Origin of the sequence: Anabaena sp. CCY 0017, assembly GCF_963920885.1 — a bacterium.
In the GTDB taxonomy this organism is placed as follows: domain Bacteria; phylum Cyanobacteriota; class Cyanobacteriia; order Cyanobacteriales; family Nostocaceae; genus Nodularia.
Window position 1 is genome coordinate 68017 of sequence record NZ_CAWUDG010000017.1, and the last position, 20853, is coordinate 88869.

Annotated in this window: 17 protein-coding genes; 7 read left to right on the top strand and 10 right to left on the bottom strand. The window is 40.9% G+C overall.

The annotated features are described in order from the left end of the window. Positions 1-27: 27 nt before the first annotated feature. A complete protein-coding gene (locus ACM0OW_RS18700; RefSeq protein WP_414551677.1) occupies positions 28-990 on the bottom strand; it encodes a protochlorophyllide reductase in 963 nt (320 codons plus the stop codon). 288 nt (positions 991-1278) lie between these two features. Continuing rightward, on the bottom strand, positions 1279-1788 hold the full coding sequence (locus tag ACM0OW_RS18705; RefSeq protein ID WP_414551678.1) for a pentapeptide repeat-containing protein: 510 nt from the start codon (positions 1786-1788) through the stop codon (positions 1279-1281). Positions 1789-1803: 15 nt separating this feature from the next. Between ACM0OW_RS18705 and ACM0OW_RS18710 the strand changes: the two genes are divergently transcribed. Continuing rightward, positions 1804-2310, top strand: a complete 507-nt coding sequence (locus ACM0OW_RS18710) for a YraN family protein (RefSeq protein ID WP_414551655.1) — start codon at positions 1804-1806, stop codon at positions 2308-2310. 88 nt (positions 2311-2398) lie between these two features. Here ACM0OW_RS18710 and ACM0OW_RS18715 read toward each other — a convergent pair whose 3' ends face one another. The 4 genes from ACM0OW_RS18715 to ACM0OW_RS18730 form a co-directional block, all read right to left on the bottom strand. Then, positions 2399-2788 (bottom strand): hypothetical protein, encoded by a 390-nt coding sequence (locus tag ACM0OW_RS18715; protein WP_414551656.1) that lies wholly within the window; start codon positions 2786-2788, stop codon positions 2399-2401. A 444-nt stretch (positions 2789-3232) separates the two neighbouring features. After that, positions 3233-4144, bottom strand: coding sequence for an SDR family oxidoreductase (locus tag ACM0OW_RS18720; RefSeq protein WP_414551657.1), 912 nt, complete (start codon positions 4142-4144; stop codon positions 3233-3235). 334 nt (positions 4145-4478) lie between these two features. Then, positions 4479-5951 carry a glycolate oxidase subunit GlcD gene (gene glcD / locus ACM0OW_RS18725; protein WP_414551658.1) on the bottom strand — a complete coding sequence of 491 codons (1473 nt, stop codon included), beginning with the start codon at positions 5949-5951 and terminating at the stop codon, positions 4479-4481. Between the two features lie 75 nt (positions 5952-6026). Then, complete coding sequence (locus ACM0OW_RS18730; RefSeq protein WP_414551659.1) at positions 6027-6893, bottom strand: WG repeat-containing protein; 867 nt, start codon at positions 6891-6893, stop codon at positions 6027-6029. Between the two features lie 150 nt (positions 6894-7043). Between ACM0OW_RS18730 and ACM0OW_RS18735 the strand changes: the two genes are divergently transcribed. Beyond that, entirely contained in the window at positions 7044-7730 is a 687-nt protein-coding gene (locus ACM0OW_RS18735) for a Uma2 family endonuclease (RefSeq protein ID WP_414551660.1), read from the top strand. A 62-nt stretch (positions 7731-7792) separates the two neighbouring features. Beyond that, complete coding sequence (locus ACM0OW_RS18740; RefSeq protein ID WP_414551661.1) at positions 7793-8500, top strand: Uma2 family endonuclease; 708 nt, start codon at positions 7793-7795, stop codon at positions 8498-8500. A 31-nt stretch (positions 8501-8531) separates the two neighbouring features. Here ACM0OW_RS18740 and miaA read toward each other — a convergent pair whose 3' ends face one another. Then, positions 8532-9431: a tRNA (adenosine(37)-N6)-dimethylallyltransferase MiaA gene (gene miaA, locus ACM0OW_RS18745; protein ID WP_414551662.1), complete on the bottom strand. Its 900-nt coding sequence runs from the start codon at positions 9429-9431 to the stop codon at positions 8532-8534. A 358-nt stretch (positions 9432-9789) separates the two neighbouring features. Between miaA and gyrB the strand changes: the two genes are divergently transcribed. The 3 genes from gyrB to rpoD all read left to right on the top strand — a co-directional run bounded on the left by gyrB (position 9790) and on the right by rpoD (position 15445). Then, a complete protein-coding gene (gene gyrB / locus ACM0OW_RS18750) occupies positions 9790-11727 on the top strand; it encodes a DNA topoisomerase (ATP-hydrolyzing) subunit B (protein WP_414551663.1) in 1938 nt (645 codons plus the stop codon). A gap of 416 nt (positions 11728-12143) precedes the next feature. Continuing rightward, positions 12144-12752, top strand: a complete 609-nt coding sequence (locus tag ACM0OW_RS18755; RefSeq protein WP_414551664.1) for a fasciclin domain-containing protein — start codon at positions 12144-12146, stop codon at positions 12750-12752. Positions 12753-14269: 1517 nt separating this feature from the next. Then, positions 14270-15445, top strand: coding sequence for an RNA polymerase sigma factor RpoD (rpoD, locus tag ACM0OW_RS18760; RefSeq protein ID WP_239728092.1), 1176 nt, complete (start codon positions 14270-14272; stop codon positions 15443-15445). Positions 15446-15591: 146 nt separating this feature from the next. On the opposite strand, the gene ACM0OW_RS18765 is transcribed toward rpoD, so the two are convergent. Continuing rightward, positions 15592-15771 carry a chlorophyll a/b-binding protein gene (locus ACM0OW_RS18765; RefSeq protein ID WP_414551665.1) on the bottom strand — a complete coding sequence of 60 codons (180 nt, stop codon included), beginning with the start codon at positions 15769-15771 and terminating at the stop codon, positions 15592-15594. A gap of 379 nt (positions 15772-16150) precedes the next feature. Beyond that, entirely contained in the window at positions 16151-18661 is a 2511-nt protein-coding gene (gene gyrA, locus ACM0OW_RS18770; protein ID WP_414551666.1) for a DNA gyrase subunit A, read from the bottom strand. Positions 18662-18886: 225 nt separating this feature from the next. Between gyrA and ACM0OW_RS18775 the strand changes: the two genes are divergently transcribed. Continuing rightward, positions 18887-19291, top strand: coding sequence for a response regulator (locus tag ACM0OW_RS18775; RefSeq protein WP_414551667.1), 405 nt, complete (start codon positions 18887-18889; stop codon positions 19289-19291). 323 nt (positions 19292-19614) lie between these two features. On the opposite strand, the gene ACM0OW_RS18780 is transcribed toward ACM0OW_RS18775, so the two are convergent. Further along, positions 19615-20463 carry a tetratricopeptide repeat protein gene (locus ACM0OW_RS18780; RefSeq protein ID WP_414551668.1) on the bottom strand — a complete coding sequence of 283 codons (849 nt, stop codon included), beginning with the start codon at positions 20461-20463 and terminating at the stop codon, positions 19615-19617. Between the last annotated feature and the right edge of the window lie 390 nt (positions 20464-20853).

Below are 20853 nucleotides of genomic sequence, written 5' to 3' on the forward strand. Positions count from 1 at the left end.
AAAACGCATATTCAGTGGTGGCTTAATTTACGCCAATCCCACCAACTTAGCACTTAACTCCCACATCCGTTCAGCCTTATCATCATCACTGGCTTCATTAGAAACCTCTTGCAGAAAAGACTTACCATTTTTCTTTTGTCTATTTCCCCAACTCCAATAAGCACCAGATTGATTATACTGAGGATCGCTGACAACTTCCGCCACGCGATCGCCTGATTCTTCCTCAGTCACAAAGCCCCCGGTAATATACCTTTGGAAAAGGGGGAAAATCTTCTGAAACAAAGGATAGTGATTTCTAAATAAGGCAGTTGTCGCCACACAACCAGGATAAAGAGAGCTAAAAGTGATACCGTGTGACTCATGATAACGCCGATGTAGCTCCCTCATCGTCAACACATTACACACCTTACTATCCTTATAAGCCTTGACGGGTTCAAACTTCTTACCGTCAATCATCGTAATCGGCTCTTTAAAACCCTCTGCAAAACCCTGTAAATTTCCCAAATCTGGACGTGGTGGAATCTTCCCGCCCAACTCCTTGGGGTTGTGGGTAACAGTTCCCAAAATCACCAGCCTCGGCTCAGAAGAGGGTGAATTTTTCAAATCTTCCAAAAGCAGATTACACAGTAGGAAATGACCAAGGTGATTTGTCGCCACACTCAATTCAAAGCCTTCTGGACTTCGCAATGGTTCCTTGATTAAAGGCATATAAATAGCCGCATTGCACACCAAAGCATCCAAGGACTTACCACTAGCTCTAAAATCCTTCACAAAATGCCGAACACTTTCTAAAGAGCCTAAGTCAATGTGCATGACTGTGTAGCTGTCCGACTCCATCCCCAAAGATTTAGCTGCATTTTCCGCCTTGGATAAATTCCGACAGGCCATCACCACGTGCCACCCCTTTTGGGAAAGCGCTCTCGCGGCTTGCAAACCCACCCCAGAGGAAGCGCCCGTGATTACGACTGTTGACTTCTGATCTTGTGCCATTTTCTTAAAATTGCATGAATCGTCTTGTGACATATTTGATGCTCTAATGATCTCATACCATAGAGCCATCAAATTTTAACTTTTGAAAATCCAATGATAGGGATAGGGTGAATCTCTCCTCCACTGAAATTCCCTTGTACAGACGCGATGAATCGCGTCTCTTCCTACGGACAAAACAAAGTATCTCTTGTATCTCTACCAGTCACAGCCAGTAGGGTGGGTTAGGCGCACGAGAGCATATCTTCAAGATGAAGATTTCCAATTTTGCGCCGTAACCCACCATCTAAACTACGGACAAAATAACGTATCCCTTGTATCTCGCCCAGTCACGGGATTAGTACCCTTAGCCATTTGACACAATTTTTTTTCCTCATCCTGACGCAGCAGAATATCAGTAAAATCTGCGCCATCAATAATTGCACTATCAAATCTAGCGTTAGAAGCAAACGCACCTTCTAAAACTGCGTTAGTCAAATTAGCTTTAATCAGTCGTGCTGAATCTAAAGTAGCGAAGGAAAGATCAGCACTTTCCAAATTTGCCGATTCTAAATTTGCGGCAAAAAAACTGACACCACGCAAATTAGCATGGTTAAAGTCACTCTGGCGGAGATTGGCTTTGGTAAAGCTAGAGTCTGTTAAATCACGTCCTGAAAAATCAGCCTCGATCAAAATCTCTTTGTTATATTCCAGGGCGAAAGCTGTGGGCGTATATCCCAAAATTGCGGTGATGCCAACTACTACCCAAAGCAATACACTGAGTATACTGGCTCCAATGCGATTATTTAATCTAAAATTCATCATATTTTTTAACCAATGGCGAACCCTCCTCCCTCTCATTATCCCGATATTGGTGAATTAGGAGAAGACCTCGTAGCACAATGGTTACATTCTACAGGCTGGAGTATTTTGCATCGGCGTTTTTCCAGCCGTTGGGGAGAAATCGATATTATCGCCCAGCTTGACGAAAAACAGCCCTGCGGTGAAAAAAATCTCTTTGTTAACCAATTACCCCAACTAGCATTTGTGGAAGTGAAAACCCGTAGTCAAGGAAATTGGGATGCAGGAGGTAAAAGTGCTATCACACGACAAAAGCAGGCAAAAATTGGGCGGACAGCAACAATATTTTTAGCTGAATATCCTGAAAAAGCTGATTACTCATGTCGTTTTGATGTTGCTATTGTCTACTGTCGGCAAATCTCAAAACAGATCCATGATCTAACCTTGACTTCAGAAGCTCTAGCTAGTGTATCAGCAGATGGATACCAATTGTATCTGCAAGAATATCTACCAGGAGCTTTTGACTCTGTAATTGATGGCTGATGATTTTTCTCAAATCTTGACTAGGCTGTGTGGTTGATTAGCCACAAAATTAGCAGTCATTTAGTAGCAGCGCTCTAAGTTAACAAAATTACGCCAGTGTTTCTGGACAGTAACCCAGCCCCCGCACAAATTGTTGACGGAACGCTTCAATTTCTTCTCTCTCTGGGCTACCATGAGAAACAATTGCGACTTGGTAGCGACGCATTACGTCTACAGGGCTTTGTCCGGCTTGTAAACTCCAAAGAGCCATTTGCACCCGCATCGGTGGCTTATAGCTAATTCCTAATTCATTGAGAAAAGCGCGAAAGTCTCCATCTTCCTGGGAAAAAAGTTCTTCTTTGAATTTTACTCTCACCACCCAGCCATCAATTTGATGAATCACAGTAACGAAAGAAACCGGCATCTGAGGTCTGGCGTGCAGATGTTGTACAATTCTCAGAGTTAGACTGGCATTTGCCAGGTAATACAAATATTCCATAGTTGCTGCTTGGGATCAAAGCCCATCCTACATTTCTATCTTCGTCAATAGATCGGTGTTCCCGGTAGGGTAAAAGCCCCCGTCTTTATATGGGGAGGTTTACCCAATTTTCATGATGATTAATGCTTCCCTGTTATGCAAATTTACGTTAAAGTTGTGCATACTGACTAAATTTCAGTAACAAATAGTCCTCTTTACTCAAGGAGATATTCCATAAATTACAGAGTATTGAGAGAAAATGCCCAAATATACTAGGAGTGTAAGCGCTGATTTTTTCAATACTCAAAGAAATTTTCAGTACATTTACATGAAAGGGCGTTATATCTTTAACATCTTATAAATCCATTATAAATTGTAAATCGATGTAACGGCAACCTTTACGAAGGGGTGAGAGGTGAAACTTCTCTTTTTTAGTTAAATTCCCAATTTTTAACTGATATTCAATCACAAACCCATTGAATATAACATTACACGGTCATACAGCTTATCAGGTAAAAGATGCCTAAGTAGGACGGCAATTTTAGCATCTCGTCCCACCACATAGCGTGTTTTTGGTTGCTTTGCAGTCAGCGCTTGAACGACAATTTCAGCCACCAAATCCGGCGAAATTCCCCCAGATGCGATAGTTCCAACTCTTTTACGGACAGCACTCATAGCTTCGCCATAAAGTGTTTCTGCTGATTGTGGTAGGTCTTTTCGGGCTGTGTCCACTTGCATAAACGACTTTTCCCAAATTGGGGTAGCGATCGCACCTGGTTCTATAATTGAAACTGAAATCCCCCAGGGGCGTAACTCCATACGCATGACATCAGTTAGTGCTTCCAGGGCAAATTTTGAAGCATTGTAAGCTCCTAGAAACGGTGCTGCGCTTCTACCACTAATGGAACCCATATTCACAATTCTACCCTGACCCTGGCGTAATAAACCCAGAAATCCTTGGGTAACTGCTAATTGTCCGGTGACATTCACATTCATCTGTTGTTGAAATTCAGCAATTGGGAGTAATTCTAAGGGACTGGGAACGGCAATACCGGCGTTATTTACTAAACCTAAAATTCCCCTATCACCAACTACATTTGTTACAGTTTCAACTGCACTTTGAATCGATTCGCAGTCAGTTACATCTAAAAAGATTGGTTTCAGCTTTGGTGATGCTTTTTCTTGAAGTTTTTCAGCATCCTCATTTTTACGAACACCAGCAAACACAAAATATCCCAACTTGTCTAAAAGTAAAGCACAAGCCGCACCAATCCCTGTTGATGCTCCTGTGATGACAATTGTATTTTTATTTCCTGGAAGCATGACTTTCCTCAGCACTACTAATCTGTCAGAGTTGATATCAGACCCTGAGAACATTGGAAAATTAAAAATCCTATAATCCTGATGACTTGAACCGAGATATTCATCTCTTGCGATCGCGTAGCTTATCCGCAGGACTCAGATTTAAGAATGCTATAATATCTTAACTATAAAGTCACTAGTCCATAACAAATGTAGCAAAGGCATCTTTTGCCAGAATATCAAAATGCTTCACTTGGGAAATATAAAATATATTAGATCATAAAAATACCAAAATCCCCTAAAAGAAGTAACAAATTTGTGCTTTTTGTACTTAAAAGAGGGGATTGAGAAAGTTGACCGTGAACAGTCATCATGATTATTTAGTCAGAAACTGGATAACTGATAACTGTTAAAATTGTTCCACCCCAGCAAACTGCTTCATGCTGACAGCATTTGCTGCTTCACCACAAGTTCGGGGTGTGGGGAATATTTTATCAGGATTTGCCAAACCCTTGGGATTAAAAACTTGCCTTACCCATTGCATACTTTCCAAATCAGCAGGGCTAAACATATCTGGCATATAGCATTTTTTATCTGCACCAATGCCATGTTCACCAGAAATACTCCCGCCTACCTTTACACAAAGCTTGAGAATTTCTCCGCCGACTTCCTCTACTTTTTCTAATGCTCCTGGTACAGAATTATCAAATAGAATTAAAGGGTGGAGATTACCATCACCAGCGTGAAACACATTGGCAATTGTATAACCAAACTTTTGACTTAACGCCTCAATCTCTTGTAAAACATAAGTTAATTGCGTACGAGGAATTACACCATCCTGAACATAATAGTCAGGGCTTAAATGTCCCGCAGCAGCAAAAGCAGCCTTTCGACCTTTCCAAAGTTTTAAGCGAGTTTCTAAGTCACTAGCAGAAGTTACATTCCGCGCCCCATTCTGTTTACAAATTTCCGCCACACGTTGTTTATTTACTTCAACTTCCACATCTAAACCATCGATTTCTACTAATAAAATAGCCGTAGCATCGCGAGGATAACAATTTGTAGCTACAACATCCTCAACTGCATTGATGCTAATGTTGTCCATCATTTCCATACCACCAGGAATAATTCCGGCGCTGATAATATCAGAAACACTTGCCCCAGCCGCTTCCACACTGGTAAAATCTGCTAATAAAACACAAATTGACTCAGCACTTTTAAGAATTCGCAGAGTAATTTCTGTAGCAATGCCTAAAGTACCTTCAGAACCCACAAATACACCCGTTAAATCATAACCAGGCATTTCCGGTACTTGTCCACCTAAATCTAGAATTTCTCCGCTAGGCGTGACAATTTTTAAACCTAAAACGTGGTTAGTAGTCACACCGTACTTTAAGCAATGCACACCCCCAGAATTTTCCGCTACATTACCGCCAATTGAGCAGATAATTTGGCTAGAAGGGTCTGGTGCATAATAAAATCCCGCCCCACTGACGGTTTGCGTTACCCAGCTATTAATGACTCCTGGCTGTACCACAATGCGCTGATTATCTAAATCAACATTGAGAATTTGCCGCATTAAGGAAGTGACAATCAAAACCGAATCTTCGGAAGGTAAAGCACCACCAGATAAACCAGTACCAGAACCACGGGCGATAAAGGTTACAGAATATTTGTTGCATATCTTCACCAGTTCGGCAATTTGTTCTGTAGTTCTGGGCAAAACCACCACAGCCGGACGTTGGCGATAACTGGTTAAGCCATCGCACTCATAGGTGATGAGTTCTTCCCGACGTTGCACTACACCATTTTTACCAACTACAGCCTCAAATGCTTTAATAATAGGTTTCCAGTTGGATTGCTTTTTCTCTTGGATAAGCATAGTTTTTTATAGTTAGAGGTAGATATATCACCATTGTGACAAGAATACTGCTTTAGGGGAAGTAACAAGGGATGATCAGCCTGACGATGTGTTTTTTCTTTTGCGTCTTCTTGTATGTAACAGATGTAAATTTTGGCTGTCTTCTTTGCTGGGAGTCAGTGGTGAATGATTATATATTACTGGTGTTTTTGGTAATTCTTTAACCATGATGTTAGAGTCTACATCATTGATTTTTTTACCTTTGCAGTCAATATATTCATGCTTGTTACCAATTCTAACTTTTGCTATACCTTGTTCAAATATCTCAGCAGCATCAAACTGGGGATTGATTATTACTTTACCTGATAAATTAATATAACCCCATTTTTTGCCAACTTTAACTGCTGCTAGGTTTTCAGAAAAATTCTCTATATAATCGTACTTAACTGGGATCACAAAGCTGCCTAGTAAATCAATATAACCATACTTTTTACCAATTTTCACTCGTGCGAGACCTTGAGAAAAGCTTTCAGCTAAATCAAATTTGTAATTAATTACTACTTCTCCTATTAACTTAATATAAACCCACTTGTATCCAAGTTTGACTGATGCTAATCCTTCGGCAAACTCGTAAGCTAAATTAAATTGTGGAGGAATAATTACCTGACCTATTTTATTTTTATAACCGTATTTTTCTCGATATTTGAAACGTGATAACTCTAAATTGAGATTTGTGATGTCTGTGAGGTTAATCGCAGTATTGTCACTTATGTTACTTAATTCTACAGGCTTGACTCTTCCCTTCTGATCGATATAGTTAATTTGATTGCCAATTTTAACTTGTGCAATTCCGTTATAAAATTTACCAGCTTGATCAAATATGGCCTGAATTATTACTTCTCCTTTCTGGTTTTTGTAACCCCACTTATCTGCTTGAGTGAATGGTATTAAGCTATTACTCATCTGTTTTTTTCATGGTGGCAATCAAACAGCTAAGTAAAGTATAACAAAATTAATAAAAAATAATACTAGTAAATTTACGGTTAAGCCTGATTTATATCCAACTGCAATGAATTAAACTAGAAATAACGCTTTCAAATAGTGGACAAAATTATGGTTGAGCAAATTCTGATCAATACAGATGATTTTTATGTGCCAGATGCCAACCTACTAATTACTGAAGATGATACACCTGTGGACAATTTCGCATCTGAAAAGCAACAACGCTTATTAGTCGGTTCTCTTTATAGTTCTTTACAAAATCAGACTTTCTTAGCAGCTGCTAATGTCGGTGTTTACTACACAGACCTTCAGCCCCCCATTGTACCCGACATTTTTCTGAGCTTAGATGCCCAAGTTCCAGAAAAGTGGTGGGAAAAACACAATCGTTGTTATATGGTTTGGCGTTTTGGCAAACCTCCAGAAGTTGTGATGGAAATTGTCTCTAATAAAGAAGGTGATGAACTAGGCAAAAAGTTAGAAATTTATGAGCAAATGCGGGCGAGTTACTATATTGTCTATGACCCGAATCAGCAATTAGGCGAACAAGCATTACGAATTTATGAACTCAGGGGAAGGCGTTATTTTGAAACTTCTGAAACTTGGCTAGAACAAGTAGGTTTGGGTTTAACTCTGTGGTCAGGTGAATTTGAAGGTAGACAAGATAATTGGTTGCGCTGGTGCTACCAAGATAGAACTATTTTACTTACTGGAGATGAACGGGCTGAACAAGCTGAACAACGCGCCCAATTGTTAGCAGAAAGACTCAGGGCTATGGGCATAGATCCTGATACTGTTTAGAAACGGTATCGAATTTTAATCAATTAAGCTAGAAATAACGCTCTCAAATAGTGGATAAAATTATGGTTGAGCAAATTCTCATTGATACAGATAATTTCTATGTGCCAGATGCCAACCAACTAGTTACCGAAGATGATACACCTGTGGACAATTTCGCATCGGAAAAACAACAACGCCTTTTGGTTGGCTCTCTTTACAGTTCTTTACAAAACCAGATTTTTTTAGCAGCGGCTAATGTGGGTGTTTATTATGCATACAGAAAACCGCCTATTGTCCCTGATGTTTTATTTAGCTTAGATGTCCAAATTCCTAAAAAATGGTGGGACAAGCAAAATCGTTGTTATATGGTTTGGGAGTTTGAAAAACCTCCAGAAGTTGTCATGGAAATTGTCTCTAATAAAGAGGGTGATGAACTAGGCAAAAAGTTAGAAATTTATGAGCAAATGCGGGCGAGTTACTATATTGTCTATGACCCAAATCAGCAATTAGGTGAACAAGTCTTACGAATTCATGAACTCAGGGGAAGGCGTTATTTTGAAACTTCTGAAACTTGGCTAGAACAAGTAGGTTTAGGTTTAACGCTGTGGTCAGGCGAATTTGAAGGTAGACAAGATAATTGGTTACGCTGGTGCTACCAGGATGCAATTATTCTGCCTACTGGAGATGAACGGGCTGAACAGGAAAGGCAACGGGCTGAACAAGCCGAACAACGCGCCCAATTATTAGCAGAAAGACTCCGGGCTATAGGCATAGATCCTGATACTTTGTAGAGGCTTTGTAGAGATGTTTCATGAAATGTCTCTACACATTCTTGGTAAATTCTTCTACTCGTTGCCAAACGTTCTCTAACAAATCAGGATCATCTGCATCAAACCACTCAATTTTGGGATATGCTTTAAACCAAGTCCGCTGGCGTTTGGCAAATTGTCGCGTATGCAAAACCGTTAATTCTTTTGCTGAATCTAAAGAAATTTCACCTGCTAAATATTGCCTAATTTCTTGATATCCCAAAGTATTCAATAATGGTAAATCAGTACCGTATTTTTGACAAAGATATTCTACCTCAGCCACTAAACCATCGGAGATCATTTGTTCTGTTCGCTTGTGAATGCGTAGCCTGATTTTTTCGACTTCACAATCTAAACCTATTTGCAAAATGGGATAATCTGGGGGGTTTTCTCCTTGCTGCTGGGAAATGGGAACACCAGTAATGTAAAATACTTCTAATGCTCGTAAAGTCCGCACAGTATCATGAGGATGAATCTTTTGGGCGGCGATCGCATCTACTTGTTGTAGTATACCATATAACGTCGTTTGTCCTAAAGATTCTAGTTGCGATCGCAATTCCTGATTTGGTGCAACCCTGGGAATTTTCATCCCTTGAACAATAGAACGTATGTATAAACCTGTACCACCAACCAACAATAATGGCGCACCAGGAAGAGTCGTAATTAAGCCTTGTGCTTGTTCCTGATAGTCTGCTACCGTCATAATGTCTGTGGGATTGCAGATATCTATTAAATAATGTGGGACTAATTTTTGCTCTGCTAATGTTGGTTTAGCCGTACCAATATCAAATTCTCGGTACACTTGACGAGAATCGGCACTAAGAATTACAGAACTTAGCTGCGTAGCCAAATTCAATGCCAAGCCTGATTTACCAGTTGCCGTCGCCCCACAAATTACAATCAATTTAGTCATTGGTCAACACTTCCCATTGTGATAGAATCTTAAAGCTTTTCTCTAATTTTTGTTTATGGGTCATTACAGCCCTGGTATTAAGTTAATTTTTATGACAAGTCTTTGATGCGGAAGTGTTGTTTAATTGAACTTTACTTTTCGGTTCTCTTATACAAATCTGATATAGTACCGAACCAATCTATAAGAATTTGAAATTTTCAGGCAATCAATTCCAAAAACTTATGGGGTTACATCCCCTATGTAAACTTCTCATAAAATTGCTCTACAGTCGCCAGTAAGCCTTTTGTGTTAGAATTTTGGTGTGTTTTGACTTTTTTGTTTTTGGGCGACTTTAAACCCACGCATCAGGAGAATTTTCATGACGAGCAGTTACAGTGCCGATCAGATTCAAGTTCTGGAAGGTCTGGAAGCCGTCCGCAAACGGCCAGGGATGTACATCGGGACTACCGGGCCGCGAGGACTCCACCATTTAGTCTATGAGGTGGTAGATAACTCTATTGATGAAGCTTTGGCGGGTCACTGTACCCATATAGAAGTGGATATCAATGCTGATGGTTCGGTGACTGTCACAGATGACGGTCGGGGTATTCCTATCGATACTCACTCACGAACTGGTAAATCGGCTTTAGAAACCGTTTTAACCGTACTACACGCCGGTGGTAAGTTTGGCGGTGGTGGCTATAAGGTTTCCGGAGGATTGCATGGAGTTGGTCTTTCCGTGGTTAACGCTTTGTCAGATGTACTGGAAGTAACAGTTTGGCGAGATAACAAAGTTCATGTCCAGCGCTATGAACGAGGCGTACCAGTTACTGAACTGCAAGCCAAGCCTGAAAAAGGCGACAAAACTGGAACTTCTATCAAGTTCAAGCCAGATAGCCAAATTTTTATCAATAGCATTGAGTTTGATTACATCACTATAGCGGGTCGCCTGCGAGAGTTGGCTTATCTGAATGCAGGTGTCAAAATTATCTTTGGCGACCACCGTTTAGAACTGCTTAAAAGCGACACACCCAGGATAGAAACCTACGAATACAAGGGTGGTATTAAAGAGTATATCGCTTACATGAACCGCGAGAAGCAACCACTGCACGAAGAAATTATTTATGTGCATGGGGAACGCAATAACGTCCAAGTGGAAGTTTCTTTACAATGGTGTACTGATGCTTACACAGACAACGTGTTGGGTTTTGCTAATAATATTCGCACCGTTGACGGTGGTACTCACCTCGAAGGTTTGAAGGCGGTTCTGACTCGGACTTTAAATGCGATCGCGCGCAAACGCAATAAAATTAAAGAAAATGAATCTAACCTCAGTGGCGAACACGTCCGGGAAGGTTTAACAGCAGTCATTTCCGTTAAAGTCCCAGACCCAGAATTTGAAGGACAAACCAAAACCAAACTCGGTAATACTGAAGTTCGCGGTATTGTTGATTCCTTAGTGGGAGAAGTTCTCAGTGAGTATTTAGAATTTCATCCTGGTATCGCCGACTCGATTTTAGATAAAGCTATTCAAGCGTTTAAAGCCGCAGAAGCAGCTCGTCATGCGCGGGAGTTAGTCCGACGCAAATCTGTACTAGAATCTTCACCATTACCTGGTAAGTTAGCAGATTGCAGTTCTCGTGACCCTAGTGAGTCAGAAATCTTTATTGTGGAAGGTGACTCTGCGGGTGGAAGTGCGAAACAAGGACGCGATCGCCGCACCCAAGCTATTCTCCCCCTGCGTGGTAAAATTCTCAACATTGAGAAGACTGACGACGCTAAAATCTACAAAAATAACGAAGTCCAATCTTTAATTACAGCCCTCGGTTTAGGCGTAAAAGGAGACGAATTCGACTCCACCCAACTCCGCTATCACCGCATCGTGATTATGACTGACGCTGACGTAGATGGCGCGCATATTCGCACACTGTTGTTAACTTTCTTCTATCGATATCAGCGCGCGCTGATTGAACAGGGTTTCATATATATTGCTTGTCCTCCACTATTTAAAGTAGAACGAGGAAAGAATCATGAATACTGCTATAGCGAACGTGAATTGCAACAGTACCTGGGTACACTTCCCAGCAACGCCAACTACAATATCCAACGCTTCAAAGGTTTGGGGGAAATGATGCCTCAACAACTCTGGGATACTACAATGAACCCAGAATCCCGGAAAATGAAGCAAGTAGAAATTGAAGATGCTGCCGAAGCTGATCGTATTTTTACCATTTTAATGGGCGATCGCGTTGCACCCAGACGCGAATTCATTGAAACCTATGGTTCTAAACTCAATTTCACAGATTTAGATATCTAAACATCAAGCTGATAAGTGACTGGCAAATAAAAACAGCTCCAATTGTAGGGTGGGTTAGCGACAGCGTAACCCACCATTAATCAGATATTCTTGATTTAGTTTCACTTTTTTCAACCCAACCTACATCTAAGGTATGGAAATTTGAGCATAATAATTTATGTCTTTTGAGCGATGACTTTTGCGAAAATATTAAGTCATTGACCAATTAACTTACCCGTCCAAATCGCCTCAAACCTTGATTCAGCCAAGAGGGATTCGGAAATTAGTTTTCCCCACTTACTTAATTAAACTTCTTTACTAAAATTTACAGAGCAATTTAGGTATCTTAAAACTATGCCGTTAGGCTGAGGGACAGCATCCATAAAATTATTAACTATGGTCAGTAATTCTTCACCTAACGGAACTTTCACAAAACTATGAAATTTAGTCAAAAACTCATAGGAAAAATATTGTTGAATATGATCACTGTAGGCAGTTTAGTGGCTCTATCTGCCTGTACTGAACCTGTGACAAGAGAAACTCCACCCGTGACAGAAGCACCTCCAGCCGCGCCGCCTGTGGCAGATACTCGTATAGAAACAACTGCTGACCTCAATTTAGCTCAACTGACACAAGCCGCAGCCGGTGAAGGACAATTTCAAACCCTAACACGCGCAGTGGAAGCAGCCGGCTTACAGGATCAATTAGCAACACCAGGCCCTTACACCGTATTTGCACCTACTGATGCCGCTTTTGAAGCTTTACCCGCAGGTACTTTAGACAACCTCCTCAGACCAGAAAACAAAGACCAATTAGCCAAGCTCATTGCTTACCACGTTATTCCAGGACAAGTGACTTCTACTCAACTGACATCTGGAGAAGTCAAAACAATTGAGGGTAGTCCAGTGACAATTGATGTTGATGATGCTACTCAAGGTGTCACTGTTAATAATGCTACAGTTACCCAAGCAGATATTCCAGCTAGTAATGGCGTTGTCCATGTAATTGATCAGGTAATTTTGCCACCAGATTTTCCAGGTACTTAGAATACAATCGTAATATCACATAATTAGATAAAAAACAATATCTCCCCGGTTTTATTTATGAGTAAGCAATCACAAAAACCGGGGAAATTTTTTTTGCGCTTTTTCCTCAGCGTAAATTGTTTGATAAAATACATAAAGAGAAAATTATCATGACTATGAATTTTTGAATATGACTTAAAACACAAAAACAAAGTTTTGTCAAGGTTTTCCCCATATTGATTGAGTCTGATGGAGAGACAACAAGTGTATCCGCACTTCAGTAAGAGTTGAAATCACCGTTCTATAATTTTTGGGTTAATTTCTCGCACAAGTTAGAAAAGCATTTGTTATGCTTGAATAGCAAAGCAAAATCTTGTCTACCAAGCAGAATTGGCTAAATATCTTAAGGATTCAAAATCACAGAATCACAACATTATCCTTAAGCCAAAAGTATTATATTTAACAAATTTCTTACTGAACGCCACTCTGTAATTAGGTTCTAAAACCACAATCTGATTTTTCTATGTTCCAACATTTCACTGCTAATACCCTCCAGTATGACCGGATTGATGGCTATTATTTTGCCTGTATAATTTAGAAATTGGCCTTAAGTAGGCTAAGGTCTCTAATTTTGACTGTTAAATTTCTGCTGAATTGATTAAAATATCGGTGTATACAATAAGAACAGTTTGTCAACTTTCATAAGGTTGAAATTTCAGCAGTGCGCTAATGTGTGAATAAGAGCAATCAGTAAATTCTCAATTGTTTGCCTTATCGCTGATTCCGCCACAGCCTCAACTCCTTAGTTCAGGTCTTTGGCATCAGTAAGTTAAGTATCTTGAGACAAGCATTACCATTCTTACTCTAATTACGCGGTAGGAATCTCCATGCAAATCTTAAGGTGGAGCCATTTATGAAGGAAATGTCACAATGGGTGCATTAATATTTCTCGCTTAAGTTAACATTAACAAAACTGCTTCTAAGTAATTAATGTTGCATTACTTACTTAAAAGTATGTAATAGCGGGTGTATTTTCCTTGAATGTCAAGATAATGTCACTAGAATGCCAAAAAATTTGAAAAAATTTTCCCGGCATGACTAGCATAAACAATATCTTTTTGTTATTAGTGGCTATACCTTGCACAATGGCATCATGATTAATACACAAAAAGAGTGCAATTTTTGTGAAACAGGCTACAATCGGAAAAGTCTTTATCAGAAAATATGCCAACAGTCATATTTTGTTTATATGGAGTGGTAAATTTTTGAGATCAAGACAAGCCTTTGTACAAGACTAATTAGTTAAAAGTTGTATGTCATAGCAACACATATAATTTCTAACTAAAATGAGCAAGTCAGCAGTTACTGCGACTTTCCACATACAGTCAAAAATCCTCTAGACAGAGGAGCAAAACTTCCGAAAAACTTTCCGGGAAATCAGCCTAAAACCCGATTTTCGGTAGTCAACTAGCTCATTTTAAAAGAGCAGTCAACACATCTTGAGTAATTGATTCTGCAAGGAGCATGAGGAACGCGGCATGAACCAGGCTAACAACGTACTCGAAAGCATTTATCAGCCTGACCTAGAAATAATAAATCAGCCTGAGCTCGAGTTAGAACTCTTAGTCGAAGAAGAAGAAGAAGAAGAGGACTTGCTGATTAACGATGATGGCGAAGATGAGTTTTTAGAGCCTCAGTCTGATGAGGACGACACAAAGTCTGGAAAAGCCGCTAAATCACGTCGTCGGACACAAAGCAAGAAGAAGCACTACACCGAAGACTCGATTCGCCTTTATCTACAAGAAATTGGTCGGATTCGCCTATTGCGGGCAGACGAAGAAATCGAATTGGCGCGGAAAATCGCTGATTTGTTGGAGTTAGAAAGGGTGCGGGATAGACTGCAAGAACAGTTAGAACGCGAACCTGAATATCGGGAATGGGCAGAAGCCGTACAAATTCCGTTACCAGCATTTCGTTATCGCCTGCACGTCGGTCGCAGGGCAAAAGATAAAATGGTGCAATCGAACCTGCGTCTTGTGGTGTCAATTGCCAAGAAATACATGAATCGTGGTTTGTCCTTCCAAGACTTAATTCAGGAAGGTAGTCTCGGTTTGATTCGCGCCGCAGAAAAATTTGACCACGAAAAAGGTTATAAGTTTTCTACTTATGCTACATGGTGGATTCGTCAAGCAATTACCCGTGCCATAGCTGATCAATCCCGGACTATCCGCCTCCCGGTTCATCTTTACGAAACCATTTCACGCATCAAGAAAACTACCAAATTGCTATCCCAAGAAATGGGACGCAAACCCACTGAAGAAGAAATCGCGACTCGCATGGAAATGACCATCGAGAAGTTACGGTTTATCGCTAAATCAGCCCAGCTACCCATTTCACTAGAAACGCCCATTGGTAAAGAAGAAGATTCTCGCTTGGGCGATTTTATTGAGTCTGATGGCGAAACTCCAGAAGATCAGGTTTCCAAAAATCTACTGCGCGAAGACCTGGAAAAAGTGCTGGATAGCCTCAGTCCTCGTGAACGTGATGTCCTCCGACTCCGCTATGGTTTGGATGATGGTCGCATGAAGACTTTGGAGGAAATTGGCCAAATCTTCAACGTCACCCGTGAACGAATTCGTCAAATCGAGGCGAAAGCACTTCGTAAGTTACGTCACCCGAATCGCAACAGTGTTCTTAAGGAATATATTCGGTAATTATTAGTCATTAGTCATTGGTTATTAGCTTGACACCAATCTCTGATGACTAACCCAAACTGACAAAAAATTAAAAGCCTGGTAGTAAATTATTACTACCAGGCTTTTTTTTAATTTTTTATTTAGCTAATTCATGTAAATAAAACTTACAGAATGCCCCAAAAATGGAGGAAGCCTTGACCAGAAAGCAACTCGATGAGCGCAGCTGCTAAAAAGCCAATCATTGCCAAGCGACCGTTCCAGATTTCGGCTTGGGGTGTAAAGCCCCAGCGCCAAGCGTTGCGATCTTCAGTTACAGGAGTATTAACATTTGTTGCGTTTGTCATGGTTGGCACTCCAAACTAGATTTACGAATTATTATTGCCTTATGTAAACTAATATAACAAATATTTTCAAAAAAGCAACCTTTATTTATAGTTTTGTTGCTATATATTGACTTGATAATTTTTTCTTGCTATAGAGAAAAACTCTACCCTAAGATAGATGTTTTTCACAGTTAAATAATTTTTCTAGCAGTATAAATATACTTATTGATATATATTATCAACTATTCTAGCATGAGATTAGATATTTTTGGTTCAGATGTGGTTCAAATACATGAAAACTGATGTAACCTCCTTGGCGGTTGCTATATTAAACCAAAAACCTCACACGGAGAAGTCGCATGAGGTCTAAATCAGTTTCAATGGGGACTTCCGCAATCCGTTAAATTCGTACTTCCATGACTGAGATAATTCTTTCATCGCGATTCAGGTCAAGAACGCTTTCACCCTGACCATCTCTACCTAATATCGGCACTGTCTCTACAGGTATCCGCACAACACGCTCTTTATTGGTTAATAGTGCTACCTCAGCCGAGGCGATCGCCTTCACCATACCAGCTAAATGATCCGTTTTGCTGGCAAATTTCAGCGATTGTGTGCCTAAATTACCCCGGTCAGCCCGTTTTAAATTACTTACAGGGAGGCGTTTGGCATATCCTTCTTCCGTCACCAGCAATAAGTTATCGTCCCCAGCCGCAGTAATACAGCCCACCATTTTTTGATGTTTCAGTAGGCGTAATGCTTGTAACCCCATCGCTGTGCGACCCATAATCGGTAATTGTTGATCATCTGGGGCGAACTTCAACAAACGCCCGCCCGAACTGGCTAAAATCAGATTATCCTTGGGAGTGCTTAACTGGGTAAATAACAATTGATCATCATCTTTGAGCTTCAAAATCGTAATTCCCCGACGAGTCAGATTCGTAAATTCCTCCAAAGACAGGCGCTTAATTCTCCCCTCCTTAGTCAGGAGAACCAACTGTTTCGTTTCTAAACTTTCTGGTAGAATCAGGCGACTAACCACGGCTTCTTGAGCGCTTTGAGCCGTAGGACTGAGCATAGTAATTAGTGGTGTTCCCCGTGGAGAACGTCCAGTGGTAGGACGAATATCTCCCACATTCACAGGGTAGACTTTGCCACTACTGGTAATTACCAGCAAGTCTTGATCTGTGGCGGTCAAATCGGTTTGGATGATGAAGTCATGATCTGGTAGACCATTTTCCACTTTCGATTTTTTTCCTGATGGCTGGAGGCGACGCACATATCCTCGTTGGCTAAATTCTAAAACGACATCTTCGGCTGGTTCAGCAGATGGGGAATTTAGCGGATCTATATCGGCGGCTGTGCTTTGAAGTTTTTCTACTCCTTTGACTTTGGCAAACTCTTCACTATTCCTAGCTAATAGCTTAGTCCGGCGGGGATTGTTATATTTGCGCTTGAGCGATCGCAAATCTTTTTTCAGTGTTTTCAGTAATTTTCGGCGATCGCTGAGTAATCTTTGCAATGAATCAATTTGTTGACTGAGTTCCTCAAATTCTTGCTGCAAATTGCGCTGTTCTAAACTAGTGAGGCGGCGTAATGGCATTGCTAGAATCGCATCTCCTTGTGACTCACTCAAATCCAAACGGCTACAAAGGCTCATTTTGGCGGTAGTCCCATCAGCAGCTTCGCGTAAAATTTCAATTAATTGATCCAGTTGCGATAATGCTTTGAGTAACCCAGACACGATATGCAGCCGACTTTCGGCCTTACCCAACTCATAACTGTAGCGACGGTTGAGGGTTTCTTCGCGGAATTTCAAAAACTCCTCCAACATCTGCCGCAAACTTAACTGGCGGGGTTGTCCATCTACCAAGGCTAAAAGAATTGCCCCAAAGTTGCTTTGTAAAGCGGTTTGGTGATACAAGTTTTGCAGAAGTTCTTGGGGGTTGGTATCACGTTTGAGTTCAATTACTACCCGCATTCCTTCGCGATCGCTTTCGTCCCGCAGGTCAGAAATTCCATGCAAACGACCGTGATTGACTAAATCGGCTACCTTCTCAATCCAGCCAGCCTTATTCACTTGATAAGGCAATTCAGTGATAATAATTGCCGTGCGTCGCTTACTTCCTCTGGTAGGGGCAATTTCCTCTGTATTGGCGACTCCGCGCAGCACAATGCTACCCTTACCACTGGTGTATGCTTCCCGAATCCCTGTATCACCAACTATTTCTCCTCCGGTGGGAAAGTCGGGGCCAGGAATGATTTCCCATAATTTTTGGTCTGACAAATCCGGTTGGTCAATTAAAGCAATCAAGCCATCTACTAATTCACCCAAATTGTGCGGGGGAATATTTGTGGCCATACCCACAGCAATACCAGAACAGCCATTGAGTAATAGAAAAGGCAATTGAGCCGGGAGGACAGTGGGTTCTTGTTGGGAATTATCAAAGTTACCGATGAATTCCACAGTTTCATCGCCAATTTCTGCCAACATTCCCTCATAACTGATGGGTGCGAGACGCGTTTCTGTATAACGCATCGCGGCTGGTGGGTCATTATCAACGCTACCAAAGTTGCCATGTCCTGCCAATAGAGGATAGCGGCAGGAAAATTCTTGTACTAACCTGACTAAAGCATCATAAACTGATTGATCACCGTGAGGATGGTATTTACCTAAGACATCTCCGACTACACGGGCGCACTTACGATAGGGTCTATCTGGCGTTAAACCTAGTTCATGCATGGCATATAGAATCCGCCGATGCACTGGTTTTAAGCCATCACGCACGTCAGGTAAGGCTCGCCCCACAATCACACTCATGGCATATTCTAGATAAGACCGTTGCATCTCCGTGTGCAGGGCTGTTGTGATTACCTGTCCCGTGGGGAGAAGGTTTAACTGTTTTGCCATGAGTTTTTTCCCTGAAATTTAATTACACAAAGGTCGCTTGATTTGAACACCGCAGCAAACACAGCATAACGGATGAAATGGATTCCTAAAACAATTTTGATCGTCAAAGGATAAACAACAGTAGTATTATCCTTGATGATAAGGTAGTAATTTGATCATTAAAAAGGAGCTAGACAACTGTTTTTGTCAGCCTGTCATCTCCCTCAGTTCTATAAATAAAATCTCATGAAAACTGTTTTAATTGTTGAAGACGATTTAATTAATGCCCGCGTTTTTTCCAAAATTTTGACCAAACGGGGTGGCTTGAATGTCAAACATACCGAAAATGTGGATGAAGTCATGGAAATCGCCCATTCAGGAGAAGCTGACCTGATTTTAATGGATGTTTCTCTGTCAAGAAGTGTTTATCAAGGCCAGTCTGTTGATGGAATCAAAATTACACAAATGTTGAAATCAAACCCAGAAACGGCACATTTACCTGTTATTCTGGTAACGGCACACGCAATGGAAGGCGATCGCGAGAACTTTCTCAAGCAAAGCGGCGCTGATGACTACATCTCAAAGCCGGTTGTCGATCATCAGCATTTTGTTGAACAAATCATTGCACTTCTCCCCAAAGACATCCACTAAGAATTGATATCATCTTTCAGGAATACTTGCCCACTCATAGTTTGGGCGAATAGTTCCTGCTCTATACAGTATATATGTACTATAAGATGGTGTGTTCTGCAAGTGGTGCTGAGTGCTGAGTAAGAAGAACCCAGTGCATTCAAGGACTTCAAGCAATCAAAACTGACCTAACCGCCTTGACAGTTGCTATAAAAAAGGCAAAAGGTAAAGATTTTTTAATTTTTGCCTCTGTAACATCTGTAATTACGAATTACGTTAGCGTAGCTCTCCCAAAGGGAGCATTACGAACTAAGAATTACGAATTACAAAGCGGCTGATTAGTTTTACTGTAAATCTAGAGCCGCTTGAATGCGTGGCAATTCTAAGAATCTTTTGGCATCAGAAAGTAATCGTTCACCCCAGAGATTTTCCTTGAGAAAATCTAAACTGGCATAGCGCTGATCAATGCGGACTGCGGCTTCTCCCATTGACAGGGCTTGTTGGCGGTCGCCTTTATTATACATTGCCACTGCTAACGCTAATAAAGGTTCTGCCGCTTGTTTGTCGATGTTCACAGAAGTTCGCCATTGCTTAATTGCAGTGTCAATATCACCCTGTTCGTACTTGATTAAGCCCACATTATTAATCGCCGGCCAGAATTTGGGATCGAGAGCGAAAGATTTATTGTACTGAGCGATCGCTTCTGGCAATCGACCTAACATATAGTAGGCATTTCCCAGATCAAACAATCCTTCTGGGTTGTCAGGTTTTAACTGCAAACCCTTTTGGTAATGCGCCGCAGCGGCTTGGTAATTTTGCTGTTGAAAATTAGCCGAACCCAAAGCAAACAGAACATCAGGATTTTGGGGATTGAGGGATTGTGCTTTTTGCAAAGCGGCGATCGCCGCATCAAAATCTTTGGCTTGCAAATGTAACCCACCTAACAGAAACCAGACCCTATCATTATTAGGAGCCAGTTGACTAGCCAATCTAGCCCGTGGCAAAGCCAACTCAAACTGCTGAAATTGTCCGAGTTGAGCAGCTTCTTGTGCTAGACCCAACCCTTGTTGTTCCAACTTTTCTGCATCTAGTTGCAGAGTAGGAGGTATCAGCGCCTGTGCGTGAACTGCCTTTGGCATACTCCACAAACCACAGACAACCAGAAGAGAAATCAAACTAATATGTTTAGGCACACTACCGCCTCTTAGCCACAAATCAAGGAATCTTCCAGTTAGCTTAAACGATCTCTGCTTGAGAAGAAAGACATTCGTTGAGATAAAAAAGTGAGTACAGGATTTTTTAGGTAAATAAAGTACACAGTAATTTCTACTAGATTGAAAAATATTAATGACTTTAGTCATACTCCCAGGTAGAAGTACTAGTGACTTTTGTCATACATAGTCAAGACACTTTTAGGTAGATAATATTTACCATCAATTACAATTTTGTTAATCTTACTGAAAAGTAATTGAAGTTTTATACCAGTAATGGAGTCGATTTCATGTTGAAACGAATTAGCCCAATCATGGTCTTGACTGTGGCTCTATCAGTTTCACAACTTTTTGCAGAATAATCATTTTAGA

Coding starts and splice junctions, on each gene's coding strand:
- gyrA (WP_414551666.1), bottom strand. CDS start 18,661: ATGGCAAAACAGTTAAACCTTCTCCCCACGGGACAGGTAATCACAACA.
- ACM0OW_RS18735 (WP_414551660.1), top strand. CDS start 7,044: ATGGTTGAGCAAATTCTGATCAATACAGATGATTTTTATGTGCCAGAT.
- ACM0OW_RS18720 (WP_414551657.1), bottom strand. CDS start 4,144: ATGTTCTCAGGGTCTGATATCAACTCTGACAGATTAGTAGTGCTGAGG.
- ACM0OW_RS18755 (WP_414551664.1), top strand. CDS start 12,144: ATGAAATTTAGTCAAAAACTCATAGGAAAAATATTGTTGAATATGATC.
- ACM0OW_RS18705 (WP_414551678.1), bottom strand. CDS start 1,788: ATGAATTTTAGATTAAATAATCGCATTGGAGCCAGTATACTCAGTGTA.
- ACM0OW_RS18715 (WP_414551656.1), bottom strand. CDS start 2,788: ATGGAATATTTGTATTACCTGGCAAATGCCAGTCTAACTCTGAGAATT.
- glcD (WP_414551658.1), bottom strand. CDS start 5,951: ATGCTTATCCAAGAGAAAAAGCAATCCAACTGGAAACCTATTATTAAA.
- ACM0OW_RS18775 (WP_414551667.1), top strand. CDS start 18,887: ATGAAAACTGTTTTAATTGTTGAAGACGATTTAATTAATGCCCGCGTT.
- rpoD (WP_239728092.1), top strand. CDS start 14,270: ATGAACCAGGCTAACAACGTACTCGAAAGCATTTATCAGCCTGACCTA.
- ACM0OW_RS18700 (WP_414551677.1), bottom strand. CDS start 990: ATGGCACAAGATCAGAAGTCAACAGTCGTAATCACGGGCGCTTCCTCT.
- ACM0OW_RS18710 (WP_414551655.1), top strand. CDS start 1,804: ATGGCGAACCCTCCTCCCTCTCATTATCCCGATATTGGTGAATTAGGA.
- gyrB (WP_414551663.1), top strand. CDS start 9,790: ATGACGAGCAGTTACAGTGCCGATCAGATTCAAGTTCTGGAAGGTCTG.
- ACM0OW_RS18740 (WP_414551661.1), top strand. CDS start 7,793: ATGGTTGAGCAAATTCTCATTGATACAGATAATTTCTATGTGCCAGAT.
- miaA (WP_414551662.1), bottom strand. CDS start 9,431: ATGACTAAATTGATTGTAATTTGTGGGGCGACGGCAACTGGTAAATCA.
- ACM0OW_RS18730 (WP_414551659.1), bottom strand. CDS start 6,893: ATGAGTAATAGCTTAATACCATTCACTCAAGCAGATAAGTGGGGTTAC.
- ACM0OW_RS18765 (WP_414551665.1), bottom strand. CDS start 15,771: ATGACAAACGCAACAAATGTTAATACTCCTGTAACTGAAGATCGCAAC.